At 36.7% G+C, this 19,137-nt stretch carries 19 protein-coding genes; 14 read left to right on the forward strand and 5 right to left on the reverse strand.

Features of this window, described 5'->3' with window-relative positions; all coding sequences use genetic code 11:
- The first annotated feature begins 34 nt into the window (after positions 1–34).
- From ACFYKX_RS07425 to ACFYKX_RS07445, 5 genes are all read left to right on the forward strand, one after another.
- Positions 35–1,168 carry an ABC transporter ATP-binding protein gene (locus ACFYKX_RS07425; RefSeq protein ID WP_389359604.1) on the forward strand — a complete coding sequence of 378 codons (1,134 nt, stop codon included), beginning with the start codon at positions 35–37 and terminating at the stop codon, positions 1,166–1,168.
- Complete coding sequence (locus ACFYKX_RS07430) at positions 1,165–2,094, forward strand: carbohydrate ABC transporter permease (protein WP_389359606.1); 930 nt, start codon at positions 1,165–1,167, stop codon at positions 2,092–2,094. Before ACFYKX_RS07425 ends, ACFYKX_RS07430 begins: the two co-directional genes overlap by 4 nt.
- On the forward strand, positions 2,091–2,903 hold the full coding sequence (locus ACFYKX_RS07435) for a carbohydrate ABC transporter permease (RefSeq protein ID WP_389359608.1): 813 nt from the start codon (positions 2,091–2,093) through the stop codon (positions 2,901–2,903). Before ACFYKX_RS07430 ends, ACFYKX_RS07435 begins: the two co-directional genes overlap by 4 nt.
- A gap of 21 nt (positions 2,904–2,924) precedes the next feature.
- The gene (locus tag ACFYKX_RS07440; RefSeq protein WP_389359610.1) at positions 2,925–4,286 is read left to right on the forward strand and encodes an ABC transporter substrate-binding protein; all 1,362 of its coding nucleotides are present in this window, start codon (positions 2,925–2,927) and stop codon (positions 4,284–4,286) included.
- Positions 4,287–4,449: 163 nt separating this feature from the next.
- On the forward strand, positions 4,450–5,181 hold the full coding sequence (locus ACFYKX_RS07445) for a glycerophosphodiester phosphodiesterase (protein WP_389359612.1): 732 nt from the start codon (positions 4,450–4,452) through the stop codon (positions 5,179–5,181).
- A gap of 109 nt (positions 5,182–5,290) precedes the next feature.
- Here ACFYKX_RS07445 and ACFYKX_RS07450 read toward each other — a convergent pair whose 3' ends face one another.
- Complete coding sequence (locus ACFYKX_RS07450) at positions 5,291–7,582, reverse strand: UvrD-helicase domain-containing protein (protein WP_389359614.1); 2,292 nt, start codon at positions 7,580–7,582, stop codon at positions 5,291–5,293.
- Between the two features lie 205 nt (positions 7,583–7,787).
- Here ACFYKX_RS07450 and ACFYKX_RS07455 point away from each other — a divergent pair, with 205 nt between their 5' ends.
- Together ACFYKX_RS07455 and ACFYKX_RS07460 are read left to right on the forward strand one after the other, a co-directional pair.
- Positions 7,788–8,069 carry a hypothetical protein gene (locus ACFYKX_RS07455; protein ID WP_389359616.1) on the forward strand — a complete coding sequence of 94 codons (282 nt, stop codon included), beginning with the start codon at positions 7,788–7,790 and terminating at the stop codon, positions 8,067–8,069.
- A gap of 235 nt (positions 8,070–8,304) precedes the next feature.
- Positions 8,305–9,201 carry an MBL fold metallo-hydrolase gene (locus ACFYKX_RS07460; RefSeq protein ID WP_389359618.1) on the forward strand — a complete coding sequence of 299 codons (897 nt, stop codon included), beginning with the start codon at positions 8,305–8,307 and terminating at the stop codon, positions 9,199–9,201.
- 49 nt (positions 9,202–9,250) lie between these two features.
- Here the strand turns inward: ACFYKX_RS07460 and ACFYKX_RS07465 are convergent, their stop codons facing one another.
- The 3 genes from ACFYKX_RS07465 to ACFYKX_RS07475 all read right to left on the reverse strand — a co-directional run bounded on the left by ACFYKX_RS07465 (position 9,251) and on the right by ACFYKX_RS07475 (position 11,138).
- Entirely contained in the window at positions 9,251–9,673 is a 423-nt protein-coding gene (locus tag ACFYKX_RS07465; RefSeq protein WP_389359620.1) for a GNAT family N-acetyltransferase, read from the reverse strand.
- Positions 9,674–9,678: 5 nt separating this feature from the next.
- Positions 9,679–10,191, reverse strand: coding sequence for a YjcG family protein (locus tag ACFYKX_RS07470; protein WP_389359622.1), 513 nt, complete (start codon positions 10,189–10,191; stop codon positions 9,679–9,681).
- A 221-nt stretch (positions 10,192–10,412) separates the two neighbouring features.
- On the reverse strand, positions 10,413–11,138 hold the full coding sequence (locus ACFYKX_RS07475) for an alpha/beta hydrolase (protein ID WP_389359624.1): 726 nt from the start codon (positions 11,136–11,138) through the stop codon (positions 10,413–10,415).
- A gap of 224 nt (positions 11,139–11,362) precedes the next feature.
- Between ACFYKX_RS07475 and ACFYKX_RS07480 the strand changes: the two genes are divergently transcribed.
- The 4 genes from ACFYKX_RS07480 to ACFYKX_RS07495 all read left to right on the forward strand — a co-directional run bounded on the left by ACFYKX_RS07480 (position 11,363) and on the right by ACFYKX_RS07495 (position 15,895).
- Positions 11,363–11,914 (forward strand): phosphatidylglycerophosphatase A family protein, encoded by a 552-nt coding sequence (locus ACFYKX_RS07480; RefSeq protein WP_389359626.1) that lies wholly within the window; start codon positions 11,363–11,365, stop codon positions 11,912–11,914.
- 223 nt (positions 11,915–12,137) lie between these two features.
- Positions 12,138–13,136, forward strand: a complete 999-nt coding sequence (locus ACFYKX_RS07485; RefSeq protein WP_389359628.1) for a TAXI family TRAP transporter solute-binding subunit — start codon at positions 12,138–12,140, stop codon at positions 13,134–13,136.
- Positions 13,137–13,419: 283 nt separating this feature from the next.
- A complete protein-coding gene (locus ACFYKX_RS07490; protein WP_389359630.1) occupies positions 13,420–13,944 on the forward strand; it encodes a DUF1850 domain-containing protein in 525 nt (174 codons plus the stop codon).
- A complete protein-coding gene (locus ACFYKX_RS07495) occupies positions 13,937–15,895 on the forward strand; it encodes a TRAP transporter permease (RefSeq protein ID WP_389359632.1) in 1,959 nt (652 codons plus the stop codon). Before ACFYKX_RS07490 ends, ACFYKX_RS07495 begins: the two co-directional genes overlap by 8 nt.
- A 226-nt stretch (positions 15,896–16,121) precedes the next feature.
- Here ACFYKX_RS07495 and ACFYKX_RS07500 read toward each other — a convergent pair whose 3' ends face one another.
- A complete protein-coding gene (locus ACFYKX_RS07500) occupies positions 16,122–16,349 on the reverse strand; it encodes a hypothetical protein (protein WP_389359634.1) in 228 nt (75 codons plus the stop codon).
- 1,113 nt (positions 16,350–17,462) lie between these two features.
- On the opposite strand from ACFYKX_RS07500, the gene ACFYKX_RS07505 reads away from it, so the two are divergent.
- From ACFYKX_RS07505 to ACFYKX_RS07515, 3 genes are all read left to right on the forward strand, one after another.
- Positions 17,463–18,209, forward strand: a complete 747-nt coding sequence (locus ACFYKX_RS07505; RefSeq protein ID WP_389359636.1) for a 2-phosphosulfolactate phosphatase — start codon at positions 17,463–17,465, stop codon at positions 18,207–18,209.
- Between the two features lie 30 nt (positions 18,210–18,239).
- Complete coding sequence (locus tag ACFYKX_RS07510) at positions 18,240–18,464, forward strand: hypothetical protein (protein ID WP_389359638.1); 225 nt, start codon at positions 18,240–18,242, stop codon at positions 18,462–18,464.
- 114 nt (positions 18,465–18,578) lie between these two features.
- Positions 18,579–19,124: a GNAT family N-acetyltransferase gene (locus tag ACFYKX_RS07515; protein ID WP_389359640.1), complete on the forward strand. Its 546-nt coding sequence runs from the start codon at positions 18,579–18,581 to the stop codon at positions 19,122–19,124.
- Positions 19,125–19,137: the final 13 nt, after the last annotated feature.

Consider the following 19,137-nt stretch of genomic DNA (forward strand, 5'->3'; position numbering starts at 1 on the left):
TGTAGCTTTTTACAACAGGAAGGGAAGGGTGTAAGTGAAGAAAGTTGAACTAATCAATATCTCTAAATCCTATGATAAGAAAAATGACGTAATTTCCAATATTAACGTAACGATTGAACCAGGTGAGTTCTTCGTTCTAGTTGGGCCTTCTGGTTGCGGAAAAAGTACGATGCTTAGAATGATTGCTGGCTTAGAGGATATTACGGGTGGAACGTTAAAAATTGGTGAGAGTGATGCTACTATGCTTCCACCAAGTAAACGTGACATTTCAATGGTGTTTCAGAATTATGCATTATATCCACACTTAACTGTAGAAGAAAATATTGTATTTGGCCTTCATGTGAAAAAAATAAATAAAGTAGAAAGAAAAAAACGCTGTGAAGATGTAGCAAAAATGTTAGGGTTGTCCGACTATCTCAAAAGAAAGCCTAGAGAATTATCAGGTGGTCAAAGACAGCGTGTCGCACTCGCGAGAGCAATTGTCAATCAAGCACCAATCTGTCTGATGGATGAACCACTTTCTAATCTTGATGCGAAACTGAGAGCACATATGAGATCTGAAATTAGACAAATTCAAAGACGACTGGGTATTACGATGATCTATGTAACACATGACCAAGTTGAAGCTATGACCATGGGAGATCGCATTATGATTCTCCATGACGGAAAAATACAGCAAATTGGAAAACCAATAGATATCTACAATAATCCAGCTAACCCATTTGTTGCAACCTTTATCGGTTCACCGCCGATGAATATTGCGAAGGCAAAAGTAGACAAGGGGACTTCGGAAATTATTTTAAGTGAAACTGGTCGTATTAAAGTACCAGTTGAGGAGTCACATCTACTTAAAAACAATGAAGTGATTGTAGGTATTCGTCCAGAGCATTTAAAAACACCTTCTAAGGATAAGAAGGATGAAGTTAAGACGCATGTTGAGGTAATAAATGTAGAGGTTCTTGGTACGGAAACCATCTTCTCTTTTAAACTAGGGGAAAATGAGTGGCTAGCAAAATGGAACGGACAATGGAGTATTCAAGTAGGAGATGTCATTCCTGTTGTCATTAACTATGAATCTATTTGTTTATTTGATAGTCAGACGGAACAAACGATCAAGACACCATCTGATATTGAGAACCATGTGTTTGATAAAGAGGTGCTCATATGAAAGCAGAAGTAAATAATAGTGTAGTCTATTCGAGACCTCAGTTAAGTATCTGGAAGCGATCACTAAATGCAAGAACAGCACTGTTGTATCTTTTGCCTTCCATTTTATTGTTTACTGTTTTTATCTTTTATCCGATGTTTAGAACGATATATCTTAGCTTTTTCTTAACAGATCAGCAAGGGGTTGCGGCATTATTCGTAGGTTTTGAAAACTACACTTACTTATTACAAGACCCGAGTTTTAGAAATAGTGTAAAGGCAACAGCACTGTTTGTTCTTTACACTGTACCTACCGGAATTATTATTGCTCTTTTCTTAGCGTTGCTAGCAAATGAAAAGTTAAAGGGAATCGGCTTTTTTAGAACGATTTTCTCTTCTACAATGGGGATCTCAGTTGCAGCTTCCTCAGTAGTTTGGCTATTCTTATTTCACCCAAGTGTGGGGATGTTTAATCGTTTATTAAGTGTATTAAATCTTCCACAAGTCCAATGGCTTTTAGATCCTGAATGGGCACTAATCTCTGTTTCTATTTCAACCATTTGGCTCAACACAGGATTTACCTTCCTAATTCTTTTAGGAGGACTTCAAAATATAGATGAGCATTTATATGAAAGCGCTAAAATAGATGGTGCTAGTTACTGGTATCAATTAAGAAGAATTACTTTACCCATGCTTTCACCGACATTGTTCTTTATTATTACGATTACCCTTATTAACGCATTTCAAACCTTTGGGCAAATTGATATTTTAACAAAGGGTGGACCTTCGCAGGCTACCAACTTAATCGTTTACTCTATATACCGTGAAGCATTTATCAATTACCAGTTTGGTACAGCAAGTGCTCAAGCAGTTGTGCTCTTTATCTGTATCTTGGTTATTACGATTCTTCAATTTAAGCTAGGAGAAAAGAAGGTGCATTATCAATGAGCCTATCAAGAAAAATACTTCTATACATTTTGTTAGCGCTGTCAGCCTTCCTAGTGTTTTTTCCGGTTTTATACGCATTCATGATTAGTTTTATGACAGGCGGAGAAATCCTACAAGGGAAATTTTTTCCTAAGGCTATTACGTTTGAAAACTATGCAAAAGTTTTCGAGCGTCTACCCCTGTTTAAATATTTGATTAATAGCTTTGTAGTTTCATTTGGTGTTATGTTAGGTCAGTTAGTGGTATGTAGTATGGCAGCATATGCATTCGTTTTTATCCCTTTTAAAGGTAGAGATTTTATTTTCTTCCTATTTATATCAACTATGATGATTCCTTGGGAAGCGACGATGATACCAAACTTCTTTACAATCACTAAACTGGATTGGATGAACACATACCAAGGCTTAACTGTTCCATTCTTTGCACTTGCTTTTGGTACATTCTTACTTCGTCAACATTTTAAGACAATACCAAAAGAATTACATGAGGCATCTCAAGTTGCAGGTCTTAGTCGTTTTGCATTTTTCTGGAGAGTTATTCTACCAGTCTCCAAAACGAGTCTTGTAACTTTAGGAGCATATGGCTTTTTAACTACATGGAATATGTATTTATGGCCGCTTTTAGTAACTACGAATGATCAAGTTAGAACGGTTCAAATTGGATTAAAGCAATTGCAGTCTCAAGAAATGGCAACCGAATGGGGGGTGGTTATGGCAGGGGTTATTGTTGTAATAATTCCTACATTAATTCTACTTTTCCTAGGTCAAAAGCAATTGCAGAAGGGCCTTACTCAAGGGGCAATCAAATAACCAAAAGGAGTGTTTTGCTGAATGAAGAAATTCTTTAAACCTTTGTTTTTATTCACATTAATTTTTAGTATGGTAATTATGACTGCATGTTCAAACAATGAAAGTACTTCTAAGAATGAAGATGAGCCAGAAAAAGATGCAGGTGAAACTGAAACTACTGGACCAGTAGAAATTACTTTCTGGCATGCTATGTCTGGTGCTGGTCAAGAAGCGTTAGACGGAATCGTAGCAGACTTTAACAACTCCCAAGAAGATGTTGTTGTAAAAGCTGAATTCCAAGGTACTTATGAAGAATTATTAACCAAATTACGTAGTGTTGGTGGAACTGACAATGCACCAGCGATTACACAGGTATTTGAAGTTGGAACTAAGTACATGATTGATAGCGGTTTCATCGAGCCTGTTCAAAAGCTAATTGATAAAGACAACTATGATGTTTCTCAATTAGAAGAAAATATCTTAAACTATTATACAATTGATGGTCAGCTTTACTCTATGCCATTTAACTCGTCAACTCCAGTAATGATTTACAATAAAGATGCATTTAAAGCTGCTGGACTAGATCCAGAAAAAGCTCCTGCAACTTTTAGTGAAGTAAAGGAAGCAGCTGAAAAATTAACGATTTCTGGCAAGCAATATGGTTTCTCTATGCTAACTTACGGTTGGTTCTTTGAACAATTAGTAGCTACTCAAGGCGGTTTATATGTTAATGAAGAGAATGGCCGTGCTGCAGATGCAACGAAAGCTGTTTTCAATGGTGAAGAAGGATTAAGAGTATTTAAATTCTTAGACGATATGAACAAGGCAGGTACTTTTGGTAACTACGGAACGAACTGGGATGATATCCGTGCTGCATTCCAATCTGGTCAAGTAGCAATGTACATGGACTCTTCAGCTGGTGTAGCTGCAGCAATCAACAACTCTCCACATGAAGTAGGAGTTGCATACATTCCTTACGCTGATGAAGCAGAAAGACATGGTGTTGCAATCGGTGGAGCGTCTCTATGGTTATCAAAAGGTATTGGTGATGCGAAACAAGACGCTGCATGGGAGTTCATGAAATTCTTAGCATCTCCTGAAAGTCAAGCAAAATGGCATGTTGGAACTGGTTATTTTGCAATCAATCCTGCAGCGTATGACCAAGAGTTAGTTAAAACTGAGTGGGAAAAATATCCACAATTTAAAGTAACTGTTGATCAATTACAATCAACGAAAAAATCAGTTGCAACTCAAGGTGCATTAATTTCAGTGTTCCCTGAGTCTCGTCAGCAAGTGGTTACCGCTTTAGAAAATCTATACCAAGGTATGGATCCTCAAGAAGCACTAGACCAAGCTGCTGCTGGTACAGATCGTGCAATCGAAATTGCTAATAAAACAAAGTAAAATAGAAATAGTGTGGGCACCATCTTACAAATAGATGGTGCTTTTACTGTAAAAATTGCAAAGATCATGTAAAGTTATCTATGTGTGGTTGATGGAATTCAGAATGTAAGCGAAAATAATGAGGAAATAGCAATATTATAAAATACATATCGAGGTGTAAAGCATGACCAATACATTAATTTATGCCCACCGAGGGAGTAAAGGAACACATCCTGAGAATACTCTTCTAGCATTTGAAGAGGCAATTAGGCTTGGGGTTGATGGAATTGAACTTGATGTACATTTAACGAAGGATGAGCAACTTGTTGTTATTCATGATGAAACCGTAGACAGAACGACAAATGGAAGTGGAAAAGTTAGGGATATGACCTTAGAGGAAATTAAGAAGCTAGACGCTGGATCATGGTTCTCGGATGAATTTAGTCATGCAACTATCCCAACGTTGGGAGAAGTTCTTGAATTATTAAAGGATACAGATATCCGATTAAATGTAGAAATCAAAAATGATGTTGTACAGTATTTGAATATAGAAGAGGTCGTTTTAAAAGAACTAGAGACCTATTCTTATAAAGACAAAAGTATAATATCTTCTTTTAATCACTATACGGTGAAAAAGGTTAGTCAGCTAGATCCTGAGATTGAAACGGCTATTCTTTTTATGGAGCTTTTGGTAGAACCGTGGAAGTACGCAAAATCAATTGGTGCTTCAGCTTTACACGTATACGTACCAGTTGCATTTGCAGATATGAGCAGAAAAGCACAAGATAGTGGGTACCCAGTTAGGGTGTTTACGGTGAATGACGAGGCATTAATGAGTCAATTAATGGATCTAAATATTGATACGATCATGACTGATTTTCCGGAAAAGGCAATGAAAATTAGAGATGCTAAATAGTTAAAGGAATAGCTTTTCTTTTAAAGCAATATTTAGGGCATTAAATCCTAGTGATTAATGCCCGGTTTAATAGGTAAAACACTTCTATTTCATCACATGTTCATGAACATTAGAGCTTCCTAATCGGAGCTAGCAGCCTTGATGGGTAAACTTTTCGGCCTCTGCGTTTCTCCGGAATTGAAATATAAAGGTGTTGCATGGCCCTTGTAATGGCTACATATAACAATCTGCGCTCCTCTTCTAGAGGGGCTTCATCACCATTTCTAAAGGAATCTAGCGCATAGTCATGAGGAATACTTCCATCGACACCACCTATTATATACACCACCTTATATTCTAAGCCTTTTGCTCTGTGGATCGTGCTTAATGTAATAACATTTTCCTGATGCTTAGAAAGGTTCTTTATTTCTTTATTCATAGCCGTCATATGGTCAACATGATCGAGAAAATCCGAAATGGTATTAAATGCTTTAGCAGCCACCTTTAAATCCTTTATATCATCAGATCCCTTATCGAGCTTATTACCTTCATTCCCACGCTTCTTAATAAAATCACCAAACCCCAATTCTTTTTCGACGATTTCAATTGCAGTTAGAGGAGAGAGACCCGAGAGCGATCTTATAACAGGTACCACTTTTTTTAGTTTCCTTTCTTGAAAAGCGAATCCAGTCTTAACTTTGCTTAAGCATTCCATTAAAGAGCAATCCTCTAGAATGCTAGTTGCCTTTAAATCCTGCATCACATTTTGCTTTATAAACATAGAAGGCAATATCTGTTTAATAGCTTGTTGATTATCTTCGTCAAGTGATAATTGGAGAAAGGATAGCATCCCCTTTACAATAAACCTTTCATAGAAAGGCTCCATATCGAGGTCTATTCTAAATGGCAGACTTGAATTGGCTAGTCTTTCAAAAGCGGCTCGACTTCCTGTGTTTGTTCTGAAAAGAATAGCGAAATCTTTAGGCTCAAAACCTTCCTCTATTTTTTCTCTTATATCCTGAACAATCATCGTGGCCTCTTCCTCTTCATCGATAGGAAAGAACAAAGTAGGTGCTAGTTCAGTTGAGAATTGAGCATTCATCTCTTTCGGTCGGCGGTCTCTATTCTTCTTAATAACCCGGTTGGCTGTCTCTACAATTTCATAGCTTGAACGATAATTTTCGTTTAATATAACAAGTTTACTATTAGGGAAATCCTTTTCAAAATGAAGCAGGTAATTGGGGTCGCTTCCTCGAAATGAATAAATAGATTGATCATCATCCCCAACAGCACAAATATTTTTAGATTTTGATGATAATAGCTTTATGAGCTCATATTGAACTTTATTAATATCCTGAAATTCATCGATAAGAAAGTATTCAAAACGCTTCTGATAGATTTCAAGGATAGTAGGGTTTTCTTTTAATAAATAATAACAACCAAGAAGCATATCATCGAAGTCGAACAACTGTCTCTCAGATTTAACATCTTCATAATTTTTATATAAAATGGCAACTTTTTCTTCCCACGCTGATTCTGGTTTTACTTCATGAGGGGAGATAAGGGAGTTCTTCCAAAAACCAATTTGCTGAATAGCTAGATCATAGGCAAACTCCTTCTCATCTAAGTCTAATTGTTTTCCACTATCCTTTAGTATTTGCTCTTTCTGCCAATCTTTCTTTAATAGTTTTTCAGAGCTCCATTTTTCACGATCATGGAAGGAGAGGATCCTATAAAAAATACTATGAAAGGTTCCAGCTAGTAGTTGGGTAATATGAGACTTATTCATACTAGGGTACTGACTTAACCGAGCCTTCATCTCGGCAGCTGCTTTTGCAGTAAAAGTAACTAGCATAATCGAGCGTGGATCAATATTTCTCTCATTCAGCATATAGGCAGTTCGAGTTGTTAAGACACGTGTTTTTCCACTACCTGCTCCAGCAACTACTAGCAATGCTCCATCAATATGAGATACAGCTGAAAGCTGATTGGAATCTAGCTTAACTCCATTTTTCATAAGTAAATCCATGTAACCTGATGAGTGAGTAGTAGATACATGAATCGTTTTTTTGCCAAATGGAGAAGGAATCTTTACTCTTCTAGGTCTATTAAATTCACTAGTTTGCTGTTCAGCAACAATGGACCTAGACTTAGGAATCTTAAATCCATTCCGTTCAACGTATTCAATTTTAGGTGAAGCCTCTTCCGTTGTGGGAATTACTTGGTCTTGGCAGGGCGGGTTTTTCTTTAACAAATGATTAAAATGAGGTTCTTCCCTTATTCCGATGTATAAACGGACACTTTCGCGACAGACAGGACAACAAAGGTTTCCCCTTTTTCCTTCATCGTATATTCTCTGATAATCCTCACGATCAAGCTGATTTATATTTAATAATTTCTTATCATGTATAGCAGTTTTCATGACTAACTCCTTATGTATAAACCTTCAAGTATGATTGTACCCCTATAAAATCTTAATCTAATTCGAATGGTGTAAAAAACATGACAACTTCTATCATATCAAAACATATACATATACTAAAGGGAATCTATGAATTGTTTCATTTTTCCTGCCATAGGGTATAGATAAGTATACCTTCTATAATATGAAAAAGTAGGTGAGACAGATGGGTTATATTGCTCCTGTAACACATTACCAGTATCAACAGTATGCTGAAAGAGATATTAAGAAGGATTACGATCCATTCCATTTTGTTCCTATTAATAAAATAAACCCGGCTTTAAATGAGCAACTCGCTTCTCAAGCACAATACAAAGCTAATTTGGAGAAACCTATAAAAAGGAAGTTGGCTTTAAATCAACGAGCTAAAACCATCAATGATAAAACAATTGAACACACATACAGTGAGCTTACAGGAAAAGGAAAGTATTTTAGCGAATGTATATAATAAAGGAAAAAGTGCTAGCTTTATAATAGGCTAGCATTTTTCGTTTGAAGAGGCTCTTTTCGTAAACTTTGTTGCTATTTAAATGCGTTAATCAGCTTTTGAACAGATTATGGTGCTGCTTTCTTTATTTTTGGAGAAAAGATGCCACGAAACAGCATAGAATCCGTGTTAGAGGCATATACGAATAGCAACAATTTATGCGAAAACAGACCTTGCCAAAAAGGGGTTGGTGATATTGAAGCTTTTAAGGATTAAAGGGGATTGCTACTATTTTCAAGGTGCAGTAAATATTGGGTATATTTTAAAAGATGGACAAGGTTTGCTTATTGATACAGGACTAGAAGCGAGTACAACGAAAAAAATAGTGAAACAACTAAAAAATGAAAATCTACCGTTAAATTATCTAATTATAACGCATGGCCATGCTGATCACTACGGAGGAGCCGCTTATCTTCATAAAAACGAAGGTATTAAAATCTTTGCGCCAAAGCTAGAAGCAGCTATACTAGAAAATCCAATATTAGAGCCCCTCTATCTATTCCATGGTGCAAATCCATTACCCGAATTTCGAAACAAGTTTCTTGAAGGGGAAGCTGTCCAAATCGATCATCTTTTAGAAGAAGGACATTCAGAAATCGGTCCTTTTAAGCTTGAAGCAATTTCCTTACCAGGACATAGCTATAATCAAATGGGAGTCCGAATCGATGACATTCTTTATGCCGCAGATTCTTATTTCGGAATAGATGCACTTAAAAAGCATAAGATTCCATACATTGTTGACTGTCAGGAAACCATCCAATCGTTAGTAAAATTACAAAGTTTAAATATTTCTGGAGCAGTTCCAGGTCACGGTCATTTTGAAGAAGACTTTAAACGGACTGTTGCTGAGAATTTAAAGGTTCATGAGGATGTAATAGTAAATATAAAAAAGATCCTGAAGATGTCCAAAGACGGAATTTCGTTTGAGCAGTTAATGAAGGAACTGTGTAAAATATATGAAGTGTCACTACCGAATGTTCCTTCATGGATGCTTTATCGGACGGCAGTGACCGCCTATGTAACAAAGCTTGTGAAGGCAGGGGAGGCACAGTTGTCTGTGAAAGATTATACTCTAAATATTTACATGGTTTAGTTTAGATAGCAAAAAAGAAGCTTAAGGTATAACCTTGAGCTTCTTTATATTAAACATTCTTCTTCATAGTTTTATGAGGGATTCCGGCATCTAAAAACTCTACAGAGATTACCTCATATCCAAGGTTTTCGTAGAACGGAATCGCATGTGTTTGAGCATTAAGCTTTAGAGCGGATACTCCACTTTCTATTGCAAATTGTTCTATTTTTAACATAATTGCTTTACCTGATCCACTTTTACGCTTATCCTTCATCACACAAATTCGTTCTACTTTTCCGTACCCATCGACGACGCGAAAGCGACCGGCTCCAATAGGTTCTTCATTATCATAAAGTACAAAGTGAGTGGATTCAGATTCAAACTGATCAATTTCTTCTTCCATCGGTACTTGCTGTTCATTTACAAATACAACCTTGCGAACTTCTAATGCATCTGCAAACTCTTTTTCATTCGTTACAATTTTTACTTCCAATTCCATTATTCCTTTCCAAGACGAAATGTTTCGTAAACGGTCCACATTCCATTATCTAGTTGATATAAAAGGTGAAAACGATCGACTGTTTCCTCGTGATTTATTTGGTGCATTCTTAATGAGCCGTAAACGTCTGAATGCTCGTCATTTGAAAGCTGTTGGCCAACTGTAATATGAGGAACAAAAGCGAATTCAGGTTGTCCTCCAAAAGGTAGGGCATGAAGGGCTTCATGCAAATCTTCTAGTTCTTGTGTAGGCTCGACTTTTAAATAAATGACATTGTTTACAGGTTGAAAAGAGCTAAACTTAGGAACTGTCATATTAAATGGAGGAAATCTTTTCGCCACTTCTTGAAGCTTACTAGCTATTTCTTTTCCATCTTCATCAGGTGCTTCAAAAGGTCCCTTTAATGTCAAATGTGGAGTAATTAAGGCATAATGAGGGTCATAACGCTTTCGGTAAGAATTCGCTAAGTCCTGTAGCTTTTTTGTAGGGAAAATAACAATTCCAAATTTCATCACAATACCTCCATTTTTCATGACGCTTATTTATTGATCCATTCAATAGGTAGATTACGCTTGTCTTTAATTATTCATCATTATATCAAATATTCAATTTATATTACATATTTATGCCTGTTGTTTCATAAATAATGTCAGGATTTTTTTACCCTTCTACAAAGTCCTTATACCCATAAATGGCGGAAAACATTCCTCTTGTAAAGGATTGCATATTTTTACTAGGAGAACATTTTCATTAATGCTCTTTTTAAGTCTGGTTGCCAGTATGTCCATGTGTGGTTCCCTGCAAATTCTTCATAAAAATAAGGAAATGCTTTGCTTTCGATTAGAGTATTAAGTTCGCGGTTAGGGGTTAAAAAGTCCTCAACCTTATTAGCAGTTGTTTTCACTTCTGTTTCTTCAGTTCCAATGACATGATAAATGGATAGGAGATGAGGCTGATCAAACTTTTCTACCGCCTCTAAAACTTCGTCATTTACATAAGGTGACTGAAGAAGGACTTTCCCAAAAGTGTTCGGGTAATTTAAAGCAGCCATTAAAGATACTGTTGCGGCTAAGGAGTCCCCAATCAGTGCTCGTCCCATTCCCATTTGATAAGTTGGGAATTCTCGATCTAGAAAAGGGACTAGTTCATGAGCTAAAAAGCGAATGTACGCTTCGTTTTGTTCCCCTTCTGGATGATATTTTCTACGTCGATCTTCAACATCCTTATAAGGGACTCCAATAATGATTGTGTTTTCCATTTCTTTATTTTCGATTAATTCATCTGCAATACGCCCGATTCGACCTAGTTGGAAATAATCACGACCGTCAGCGGCAATTAATAAGGAATACTTATATAGAGGTGAAAAAGAAGCAGGGAGATACACAAGAATGGTCATATCCTCGTTTAACTCTTTGCTCTTGATGGTTATATCTTTTATCGTACCCTTCGGAAAATTCATTGTTAATTCCTCCAATTGTTCGTATGTAAAATGTAGGTTTACAATCAAGAAAATTGTAACATAAGAATATGAGAAATTCCCGTTCGGAATGATGCTTATACTTTGAACTAGCATACATGCTATAATATGGATATTATTTTTTAATGAAAAACGATTTTTCCGAAAAATTTTTTAGAGGTTCGATTTTCAGGTGAAAAACATAGTTTGCGAGAGGAGCGAGATTTATGAAATATGTTCATAGTCAAGTAGTAACGGAAGCTGCGAAAAAAGCCTTATTTGAACGGGGAGTGTCATTAGAGGAAATTGCTAAAATAGTGTTTGAAATGCAAATTCCTTATAACGAAGGTCTAACCATGGAAGAATGTCTAGATAGCGTGGAAAAAGTATTATTGAAACGTGAAATTCAGCATGCCATTTTGGTTGGGGTCGAGTTGGACAGGCTTGCGGAGGAAAAGAAATTATCTGAACCATTACAAACGATCGTTGAATCAGATGAGGGTCTGTTTGGAGTGGATGAGACCATTGCATTCGGTGCTGCATTAGGCTATGGAACCATAGCGGTTACTACTTTTGGCCATTTAGACAAAAATAAAATTGGTATTATTAAAGATTTAGACACTAAGATGGGTAAGGGAGTACATACCTTTTTAGATGATATGGTTGCTGCGATTGCCGCTACTGCAGCATCTCGACTTGCTCATAGACTTCGAGATTTAGAGGAAGCTCTTCCGGAAGAAGAAGCTTTAATTAAAGAGGGAGAAGTTGTAGCTAAGTAAAGCTGTTAAATTATAAAATACCAAATGGATACCATAGGAACAGGGTTTCTGTTGCATGTATAAAAGTTGTATAAACTGCATAGTTTTATACAAGGGGAATTTTACCTATTTTAAGATTCAAGCTTTACAGTCGGCATAAAATATGAATTATTTGACAACTGTCCAAAGTTATATGATAAAATAGAATTCGAAGTTATGTAAATTTATTAAAGGGGGAAAAGAAATGAAAAAGAAAAGTTTTCTTCTCACTACTATTCTAATCATGACTCTTTCCATGTTTTTAGCTGCTTGTGGCGGCGGAACTGAGAAGGAAGAGGGTGGAGCAGCAGACGGCGGAGATGCTGGAGCTGATAAACCACAATTCATTAGTATTGTAACTGGTGGTACTGGTGGTACATATTATCCACTAGGTGGCGCTTTTGCTTCGATTATCTCTGACGAAACTGGTATCGAAACAAATGCTGAAACATCTGGTGCTTCAGCTGAAAACATGACAACATTAAAAAATGGTGATGCTGAAATTGCGTTCACTCAAACCGACATCGCTTCTTACGCGAAAGATGGTAAGTTAATGTTTGAAGGAAATGCAGTTGAAAACGTTCAGGCAATTGGTACTTTATATCCTGAAACGATTCAAATCGTTACAACGGCAGGGGCTGGAATTACTTCTGTTGAAGACTTAAAAGGTAAGAAGGTTTCAATCGGTGCTCCTGGATCTGGTACAGCTGCAAATGCTGAGCAAATCCTTGAAGTTCATGGCATGACTTTAGATGATATTGAAAAGCAAGATCTTTCTTTCGATGAATCTACTGCAGGTATCCAAGATGGTACAATCGACGCTGCATTCGTAACTGCTGGTACTCCTACTGGTGCTGTTGAAGGTCTATCAGCTACAGAAGACGTTGTAATTGTTCCGATTGCACAAGATAAAATTGATGCTTTAATTGAAAAATATCCTTTCTACATTCAAGATGAAGTTCCTTCTGGAACATATGGTTTAACTGATGCTGTATCAACAGTAGCGGTTTCAGCGATGCTAGCTGTTAAATCTGATCTTTCTGAAGATGTAGTATATGACATTACAAAAGCAATTTTTGAGAACCTTGATCAAGTAACTCATGCTAAAGGCAAAATCATTAGCGCTGAGAAAGCTGTTAAAGGAACTGGAATCGAGATTCATCCAGGTGCTCAAAAATACTATGATGAAAAAGGTTTTAAGTAATTTAATTTAAATTAAATAAGTTAGAAAATATGGCCGGCTAAATAACTGAATTATTGGTTATTGGCCGGTCAAATTTCCTTTATGAGAGTATTTTATTTTATCTAGGCTGTTTTCGCATAGATTGTAACTATTCGTATATTGTCTTTAAAACGGATTTATGTTACTTCGTGGTATCTTTTTTTATCAGCATCATAATTCGTTCAAAAGAAGTCTCAAATATTTTAATAGCAACAAAGTTTACGAATAGAGCCTTCATCAAAAAGTTTAATTAGGCGGGGTTTACATGAAAAAGAAAATAAAGTTTCAAACCATCTTTCTGTTAACCCTCATTTTTACATTCATCGCCATATTGATTGTCATCCCTTATAAACAAGCACTGGTGTTTCAATACCAAAACACCGGAAAAGTGCTTGCCTACATTCCTTTATCTGAGGATAAAACATTTAAAATCAAGTATACACATTCCATTCATTTATCCGACGTAATCGAGAGTTATCAAATCACAAATAACGGACAAATTAAGCAATACGAACTTGAATTCGAGCATTTTTCAATTGGCATGCCAGAAAATGCGTCTGAAGGTGAACGATTTGAACAAAAGGATGGAAAATATTATATTAAGAATATGAACAATTTGTTTCCATCGTTTGATTTGAGGATTGGACAGGTACGTGCCAATCATACTGTAATTTTTCAGAAGAAAGATTACCCTCTTTCAAAAACTATTGAACCTGGAACATGGGTCCGCATAAAGGCGGAAAAATTAAATATTATTCAGCAATTGAAAGGAGTGAACATCCTTGAGTAATAATGGAGAAACTTTATCTAAAGAGCAGCAACAGGAATTGCTTGAAAAGTATGATCCAGAAGCTGGTACTAGACATTTGACTGGTATCTTTGGCTGGATTGTATTCTTTGGCCTTCTAGCGTTTTCCTTGTTTCAACTTTATACAGGGATATTTGGAGTTTTTACTGCACAAATACAACGTACGATTCACTTAGGGTTTGCTTTAGCTCTTATTTTCTTATTATTCCCAGCAAGGAAAAAGGACAGAGGAAGAAACCATAAAGTAGCTTGGTATGATGTCATCTTAGCTGTCATCTCTATTGGAGTAGGGGCGTACTGGCCAATTATGATTGATGAGTTGGTCAATCGAGTAGGGATTATGACGAACCTAGATTTCTATGTCGGCTTAGCAGCTATTATTTTAGTGTTAGAAGCAACCCGTCGAGCAGTAGGATTGCCAATCACAATTATAGCTGGACTATTTTTGCTCTATGCTCTATATGGTCCTTACATGCCGAGCTTTTTAGCGCATCGTGGTTTATCACTAGAAAGACTCGTACAAACGATGTTCTTCACAACTGAAGGGATATTAGGTACACCGCTTGCCGTATCATCTACTTTCATATTCTTGTTCTTATTATTTGGTGCTTTCCTCGTCAAAACAGGTGTTGGTCAATACTTCAACGATTTAGCTGTTTCGATTGCAGGTAGAAGTACAGGGGGACCAGCAAAAGTAGCCATTTTCTCGAGTGCTCTACAAGGAACAATAAGTGGAAGCTCAGTAGCAAACGTTGTAACATCAGGTTCATTCACAATCCCAATGATGAAAAAGCTTGGGTATAAAAAAGAATTTGCCGGTGGAGTAGAAGCAGCTGCGTCTACTGGTGGACAGCTAATGCCTCCAATCATGGGTGCAGCAGCGTTCCTAATGGTAGAATTTATCGGTGGAATTACGTATTGGGAAATTGCAAAAGCAGCAGCGATTCCAGCACTCCTTTACTTTGCAGGAATTTGGATCATGACTCACTTCGAAGCAAAGAGAATTGGTCTTCGTGGTTTAACAAAAGAAGAAATGCCTGATCGAAAAGCAGTGCTTAAGCAAATTTATCTATTAACGCCAATACTGGCGGTTATTGTACTCTTAATGTCAGGAATGAGTGTTACTCGTGCTGCGTTATGGTCAATTTTAATTACTGTTTTAGTAAGTGCAATTCGTAAAGAGACTCGTATCGGTTTTAGAGGGATTATTGAGGCTCTTGTTGATGGTGCACGTACAGCCCTAGGGGTTGCTGCAGCTACTGCAGCAGCAGGTATTATCGTTGGGGTTGTAACAAAAACTGGCTTAGGCTTAAAACTTGCTAATGGTTTGTTAGATCTTGCTGGCGGATTATTAATTCCAACCTTAATGTTAACGATGCTTACCGCAATCGTTCTAGGGATGGGATCGCCAACGACTGCAAACTATGTTATTACATCTACAATAGCAGCTCCTGCGATTATTTTACTAGGTGTTCCAGATTTATCAGCTCACCTTTTTGTGTTCTATTTCGGTATCATTGCTGATATTACACCACCAGTTGCATTAGCAGCCTTTGCAGCAGCTGGGGTTTCAGGTGGAGAACCAATAAAAACAGGGGTTAATTCAGCAAAACTAGCCATTGCTGCATTTATTATCCCTTATATGTTCGTTTTATCTCCTGAACTATTAATGATCGATACAACTTGGACATATCTCATTTGGGTTGTGTTTACAGCATTATCAGGTATGATGGCCATTGGTGCTGGGATTATCGGTTTCTGGATGAGAAAGCTTCATTGGCTAGAACGAATCGGTGGGATTATCGGAGGTATTTTGCTAATCTATCCAGAGGGTTACACAGATATAGTTGGATTGCTTATGTTCATTGCACTTGTTGCTCTGCAATTTATCTTAAAAGACAAAAATACCATCAAACCACAAACAGCTAACTAATTTTACGATGAAAAGAGGTTCTCAGTTATGAGAGCTTCTTTTTATTTGGCTGTTTTAGCATAGATTGTTGCTATCCGTATATGTTCTATAACACGGATTCTATGCTGCTCCGTGGCATCTTTTCTTCCCAAAATAAAGAAAACAGCACCATAATCCGTTTAAAAGCAGTTTAAAGTCCTTAAGTAGCAACAAAGTTTACGAAAAGAGCCTTTTATTTTGTGATGAATTAACTAATTCTCCAATTGGTTTGATATTTGGATTGAGAAATAGAAAGGATGTTTTCCTTTTTAAAGATTCTAGTTTGCTTGCGTAAGTAGCAAAAAGCTCTGAATGAAGAATCTTTATTTTCCCTCACAATAATTCTTCTTTGTGTAATTTGATTCTGATTGGAAAGGTAGATCATTTCCAAAACGATATTTTCCCTTAATGAACGCTCTAATAATCCGTTGACCATGTGTACTCACCTCTTATCTGTTTTTTATTAATAGTATATACGAATATATGTTCTTTATTCAATATTTATACGAATGTTTGTTCTGTTTTTATTTGGTAATAAAATAGGATACTTTTTCGCGCCTAATTGGAATGAGACACGTTTGGTTTCAGTTGCTGATCCAAATTAACTTCCTATGAATAGTTAATGTAAAAAGAGTTAAATAGAAAAACAGCCACAGTATAGTGCTTGTGGCTGTTAAGGTAAATGTTATTTATAAAAATAAGGTTGTTTGTGCAATTTATATTAAGAAACAGAAATAAAATGGGTATAATTGGTGTTAAGCAAATTGTCTCATCATTTTAATTGCGTTAGCTTCTGACAGGATTGCCATTTATCAAGTATCTACTGTCCGAAGTTGGAATGACTTTAGACAGAAATAAGCTAATACCAGAATCGTGAGTTCAAAGTTGGCATGCCTTCAGACAGAAAAATGCTAATTTCAGCATCCAGAGTTCGAAGTTAGCACTCCTTTAGACAGTGTTCCACTAATCTCAGCATCCAGAATTCGAAGTTGGCATGACTTCAGACAGAGTTATGCTAAATTCAGCATCCAGAGTCCGAAGTAGGCATGACTTCAGACAGAGATACGCTATTCCCAGCATCCAGAGTTCGAAGTAGGCATGCCTTCAGACAGAGTTCCACTAATCTCAGTATCCAGAGTCGGAAGTTGGCACGACTTCAGACAGAGATACGGTATTCCCAGCATCCAGGGTTCGAAGTAGGCATGACTTCAGACAGAGTTCCACTAATTTCAGCATCCAGAGTTCGAAGTTGGCACGACTTCAGACAGAGATAAGCTAATCCAGGCATCCAAAGTTCGAAGTTAGCAGGACATTAGACAGAGATACGCTGATCATAGCATCCAGAGTCCGAAGTTGGATTGCATCATCCAACTTATGTAGAAACAAAGCTTAAGAGTATAGCCAAAAATAAAAAGCCCTTTCCAAGCAGGAAAGGGCTTTTTGGATAGAATCCTATGTTATATATTACCATTTATTGAATTATAAGTCTATATTTTTACTTGATTTTAGCTCAAGATTAGGAGGAGAACAAGAAAGAAGAGGTGATTCTATGTTTAGTCAATCTCCCTATAAATGTAGAGTGGAATGGGGCAAACGTGGGGCCAGAGAAGCAGCGGAGAGAGGAGATGTTACTGTTATTGTTGATGTCCTTAGCTTTTCCTCAACAGTCATTTCTGCCGTTCACTTTGGTGCAGAAATCTTCCCATACCCGCCATCTTTAGATGGTCAAAAGTATGCGAATGATAACGAGGCTGAGTTTATCTATGGAAGGGCAGAGGCGGCAAGTGAAGGAAAGGCAACATTATCTCCAATGAGTTTTAACTCTTCCCATTCTAATAGAAAATTTGTCTTATGTTCACTTAATGGTGCTTACTGTACTTGGATTGCATCGAGGGTACCAGCACTATTGGTGGGATCTTTATTAAACGCATCATCGGTGGCAAGATGCGCAAGTGAACTAAGTAATCGAACCAAATCCAATATAACGATTATACCTTGTGGTGAAAAATGGCAAGATAGTAAAGAGAATGAAGATAGCTTGAGACCGGCCATTGAGGACTACTTAGGGGCAGGAGCCATATTATCCTATTTAGAGGGAGACAAATCTCCAGAAGCGTTTGTGTGTATGAGTGCATTTAAAGGTGTTGAAAGCCAAATTGAGAACATAATATGGGATTGCGGAAGTGGAAGAGAGTTACGTGAAAGAGGCTTTTCTAAAGATGTTAAACATTGTAGTCGTTTAAATGTTCTTGAAACGGTCCCATTATTAAAATACGACCATTTTGTTAAGTTATAGTTTAAACATTCACTAATAAAGAGGTGCAATATGAAAATTGTTGAAACAGAGTACTCAGTAATTATCAATGGTACTGAGATTGAGGGGTTTATTGATAAAGAGCAAACTTGTTCTAACTGTCAGGCAAATCTAATCTATTATGATGAGTTTGATGCTTACTTTTGTGCATATTGTAATGAATGGAAAGAAAGTAAGTGCGAAGATCCAACTTGTTTCTATTGTCCCAATAGACCTAATAAACCTCTTAATAACTAATAACAAGATTATCCGTAGATCTCAAAGATTTTTGTTCCCAACATATTCACCATATGATAAACTATTCTTTCCGTTATTTACCATAGAAATTAACGTGTGAATTGAGGGAATAGGATGATTATCGAAAAGCAGCAATATTTTGTAAATGAGTTAAATTATATTGTTAGATCTGCGTCTGAAAAGGATGCGAAGCAGCTAGCAGATTTAAGATTGCAAATTGATGGAGAGACAGAATTTCTAGATAGAGAACCAGGGGAAGCATTTATAGATCAAGTAGGATTTGAACAACTCATTAAGAGAGATACAGAAAATCCTAGAAATCTGTTTTTAGTTGCAGAAGTTGGTGATAGACTAGTAGGGTTTTCAAGATGCGAAGGAAGCCAATTAAAAAGATTTTCTCATAAAGTTGAATTCGGAGTAGGTGTATTGAAGGAGTTTTGGGGATATGGGATTGGAAAAAACTTATTAAGTGAATCAATGAATTGGGCGGATCATAATAGTATTAAGAAAATCACCTTACAAGTTCTAGAAACAAATGAGAAGGCCATTAGATTATATAAAAAACTTGGATTTGAAATTGAAGGCACCCTTATTAAAGACAAAATACTCTCCGACGGCAAATTTTACAATACAGTAATCATGGGGAGAATTAACGATTGAAATAAAAGTTCGT

The organism is Cytobacillus spartinae (assembly GCF_042865285.1).
GTDB lineage: Bacteria > Bacillota > Bacilli > Bacillales > Cytobacillaceae > Robertmurraya_A > Robertmurraya_A spartinae.

Coding starts and splice junctions, on each gene's coding strand:
- ACFYKX_RS07430 (WP_389359606.1), top strand. CDS start 1,165: ATGAAAGCAGAAGTAAATAATAGTGTAGTCTATTCGAGACCTCAGTTA.
- ACFYKX_RS07435 (WP_389359608.1), top strand. CDS start 2,091: ATGAGCCTATCAAGAAAAATACTTCTATACATTTTGTTAGCGCTGTCA.
- ACFYKX_RS07440 (WP_389359610.1), top strand. CDS start 2,925: ATGAAGAAATTCTTTAAACCTTTGTTTTTATTCACATTAATTTTTAGT.
- ACFYKX_RS07445 (WP_389359612.1), top strand. CDS start 4,450: ATGACCAATACATTAATTTATGCCCACCGAGGGAGTAAAGGAACACAT.
- ACFYKX_RS07450 (WP_389359614.1), bottom strand. CDS start 7,582: ATGAAAACTGCTATACATGATAAGAAATTATTAAATATAAATCAGCTT.
- ACFYKX_RS07455 (WP_389359616.1), top strand. CDS start 7,788: ATGGGTTATATTGCTCCTGTAACACATTACCAGTATCAACAGTATGCT.
- ACFYKX_RS07470 (WP_389359622.1), bottom strand. CDS start 10,191: ATGAAATTTGGAATTGTTATTTTCCCTACAAAAAAGCTACAGGACTTA.
- ACFYKX_RS07475 (WP_389359624.1), bottom strand. CDS start 11,138: ATGAATTTTCCGAAGGGTACGATAAAAGATATAACCATCAAGAGCAAA.
- ACFYKX_RS07480 (WP_389359626.1), top strand. CDS start 11,363: ATGAAATATGTTCATAGTCAAGTAGTAACGGAAGCTGCGAAAAAAGCC.
- ACFYKX_RS07485 (WP_389359628.1), top strand. CDS start 12,138: ATGAAAAAGAAAAGTTTTCTTCTCACTACTATTCTAATCATGACTCTT.
- ACFYKX_RS07490 (WP_389359630.1), top strand. CDS start 13,420: ATGAAAAAGAAAATAAAGTTTCAAACCATCTTTCTGTTAACCCTCATT.
- ACFYKX_RS07500 (WP_389359634.1), bottom strand. CDS start 16,349: ATGGTCAACGGATTATTAGAGCGTTCATTAAGGGAAAATATCGTTTTG.
- ACFYKX_RS07505 (WP_389359636.1), top strand. CDS start 17,463: ATGTTTAGTCAATCTCCCTATAAATGTAGAGTGGAATGGGGCAAACGT.
- ACFYKX_RS07510 (WP_389359638.1), top strand. CDS start 18,240: ATGAAAATTGTTGAAACAGAGTACTCAGTAATTATCAATGGTACTGAG.
- ACFYKX_RS07515 (WP_389359640.1), top strand. CDS start 18,579: ATGATTATCGAAAAGCAGCAATATTTTGTAAATGAGTTAAATTATATT.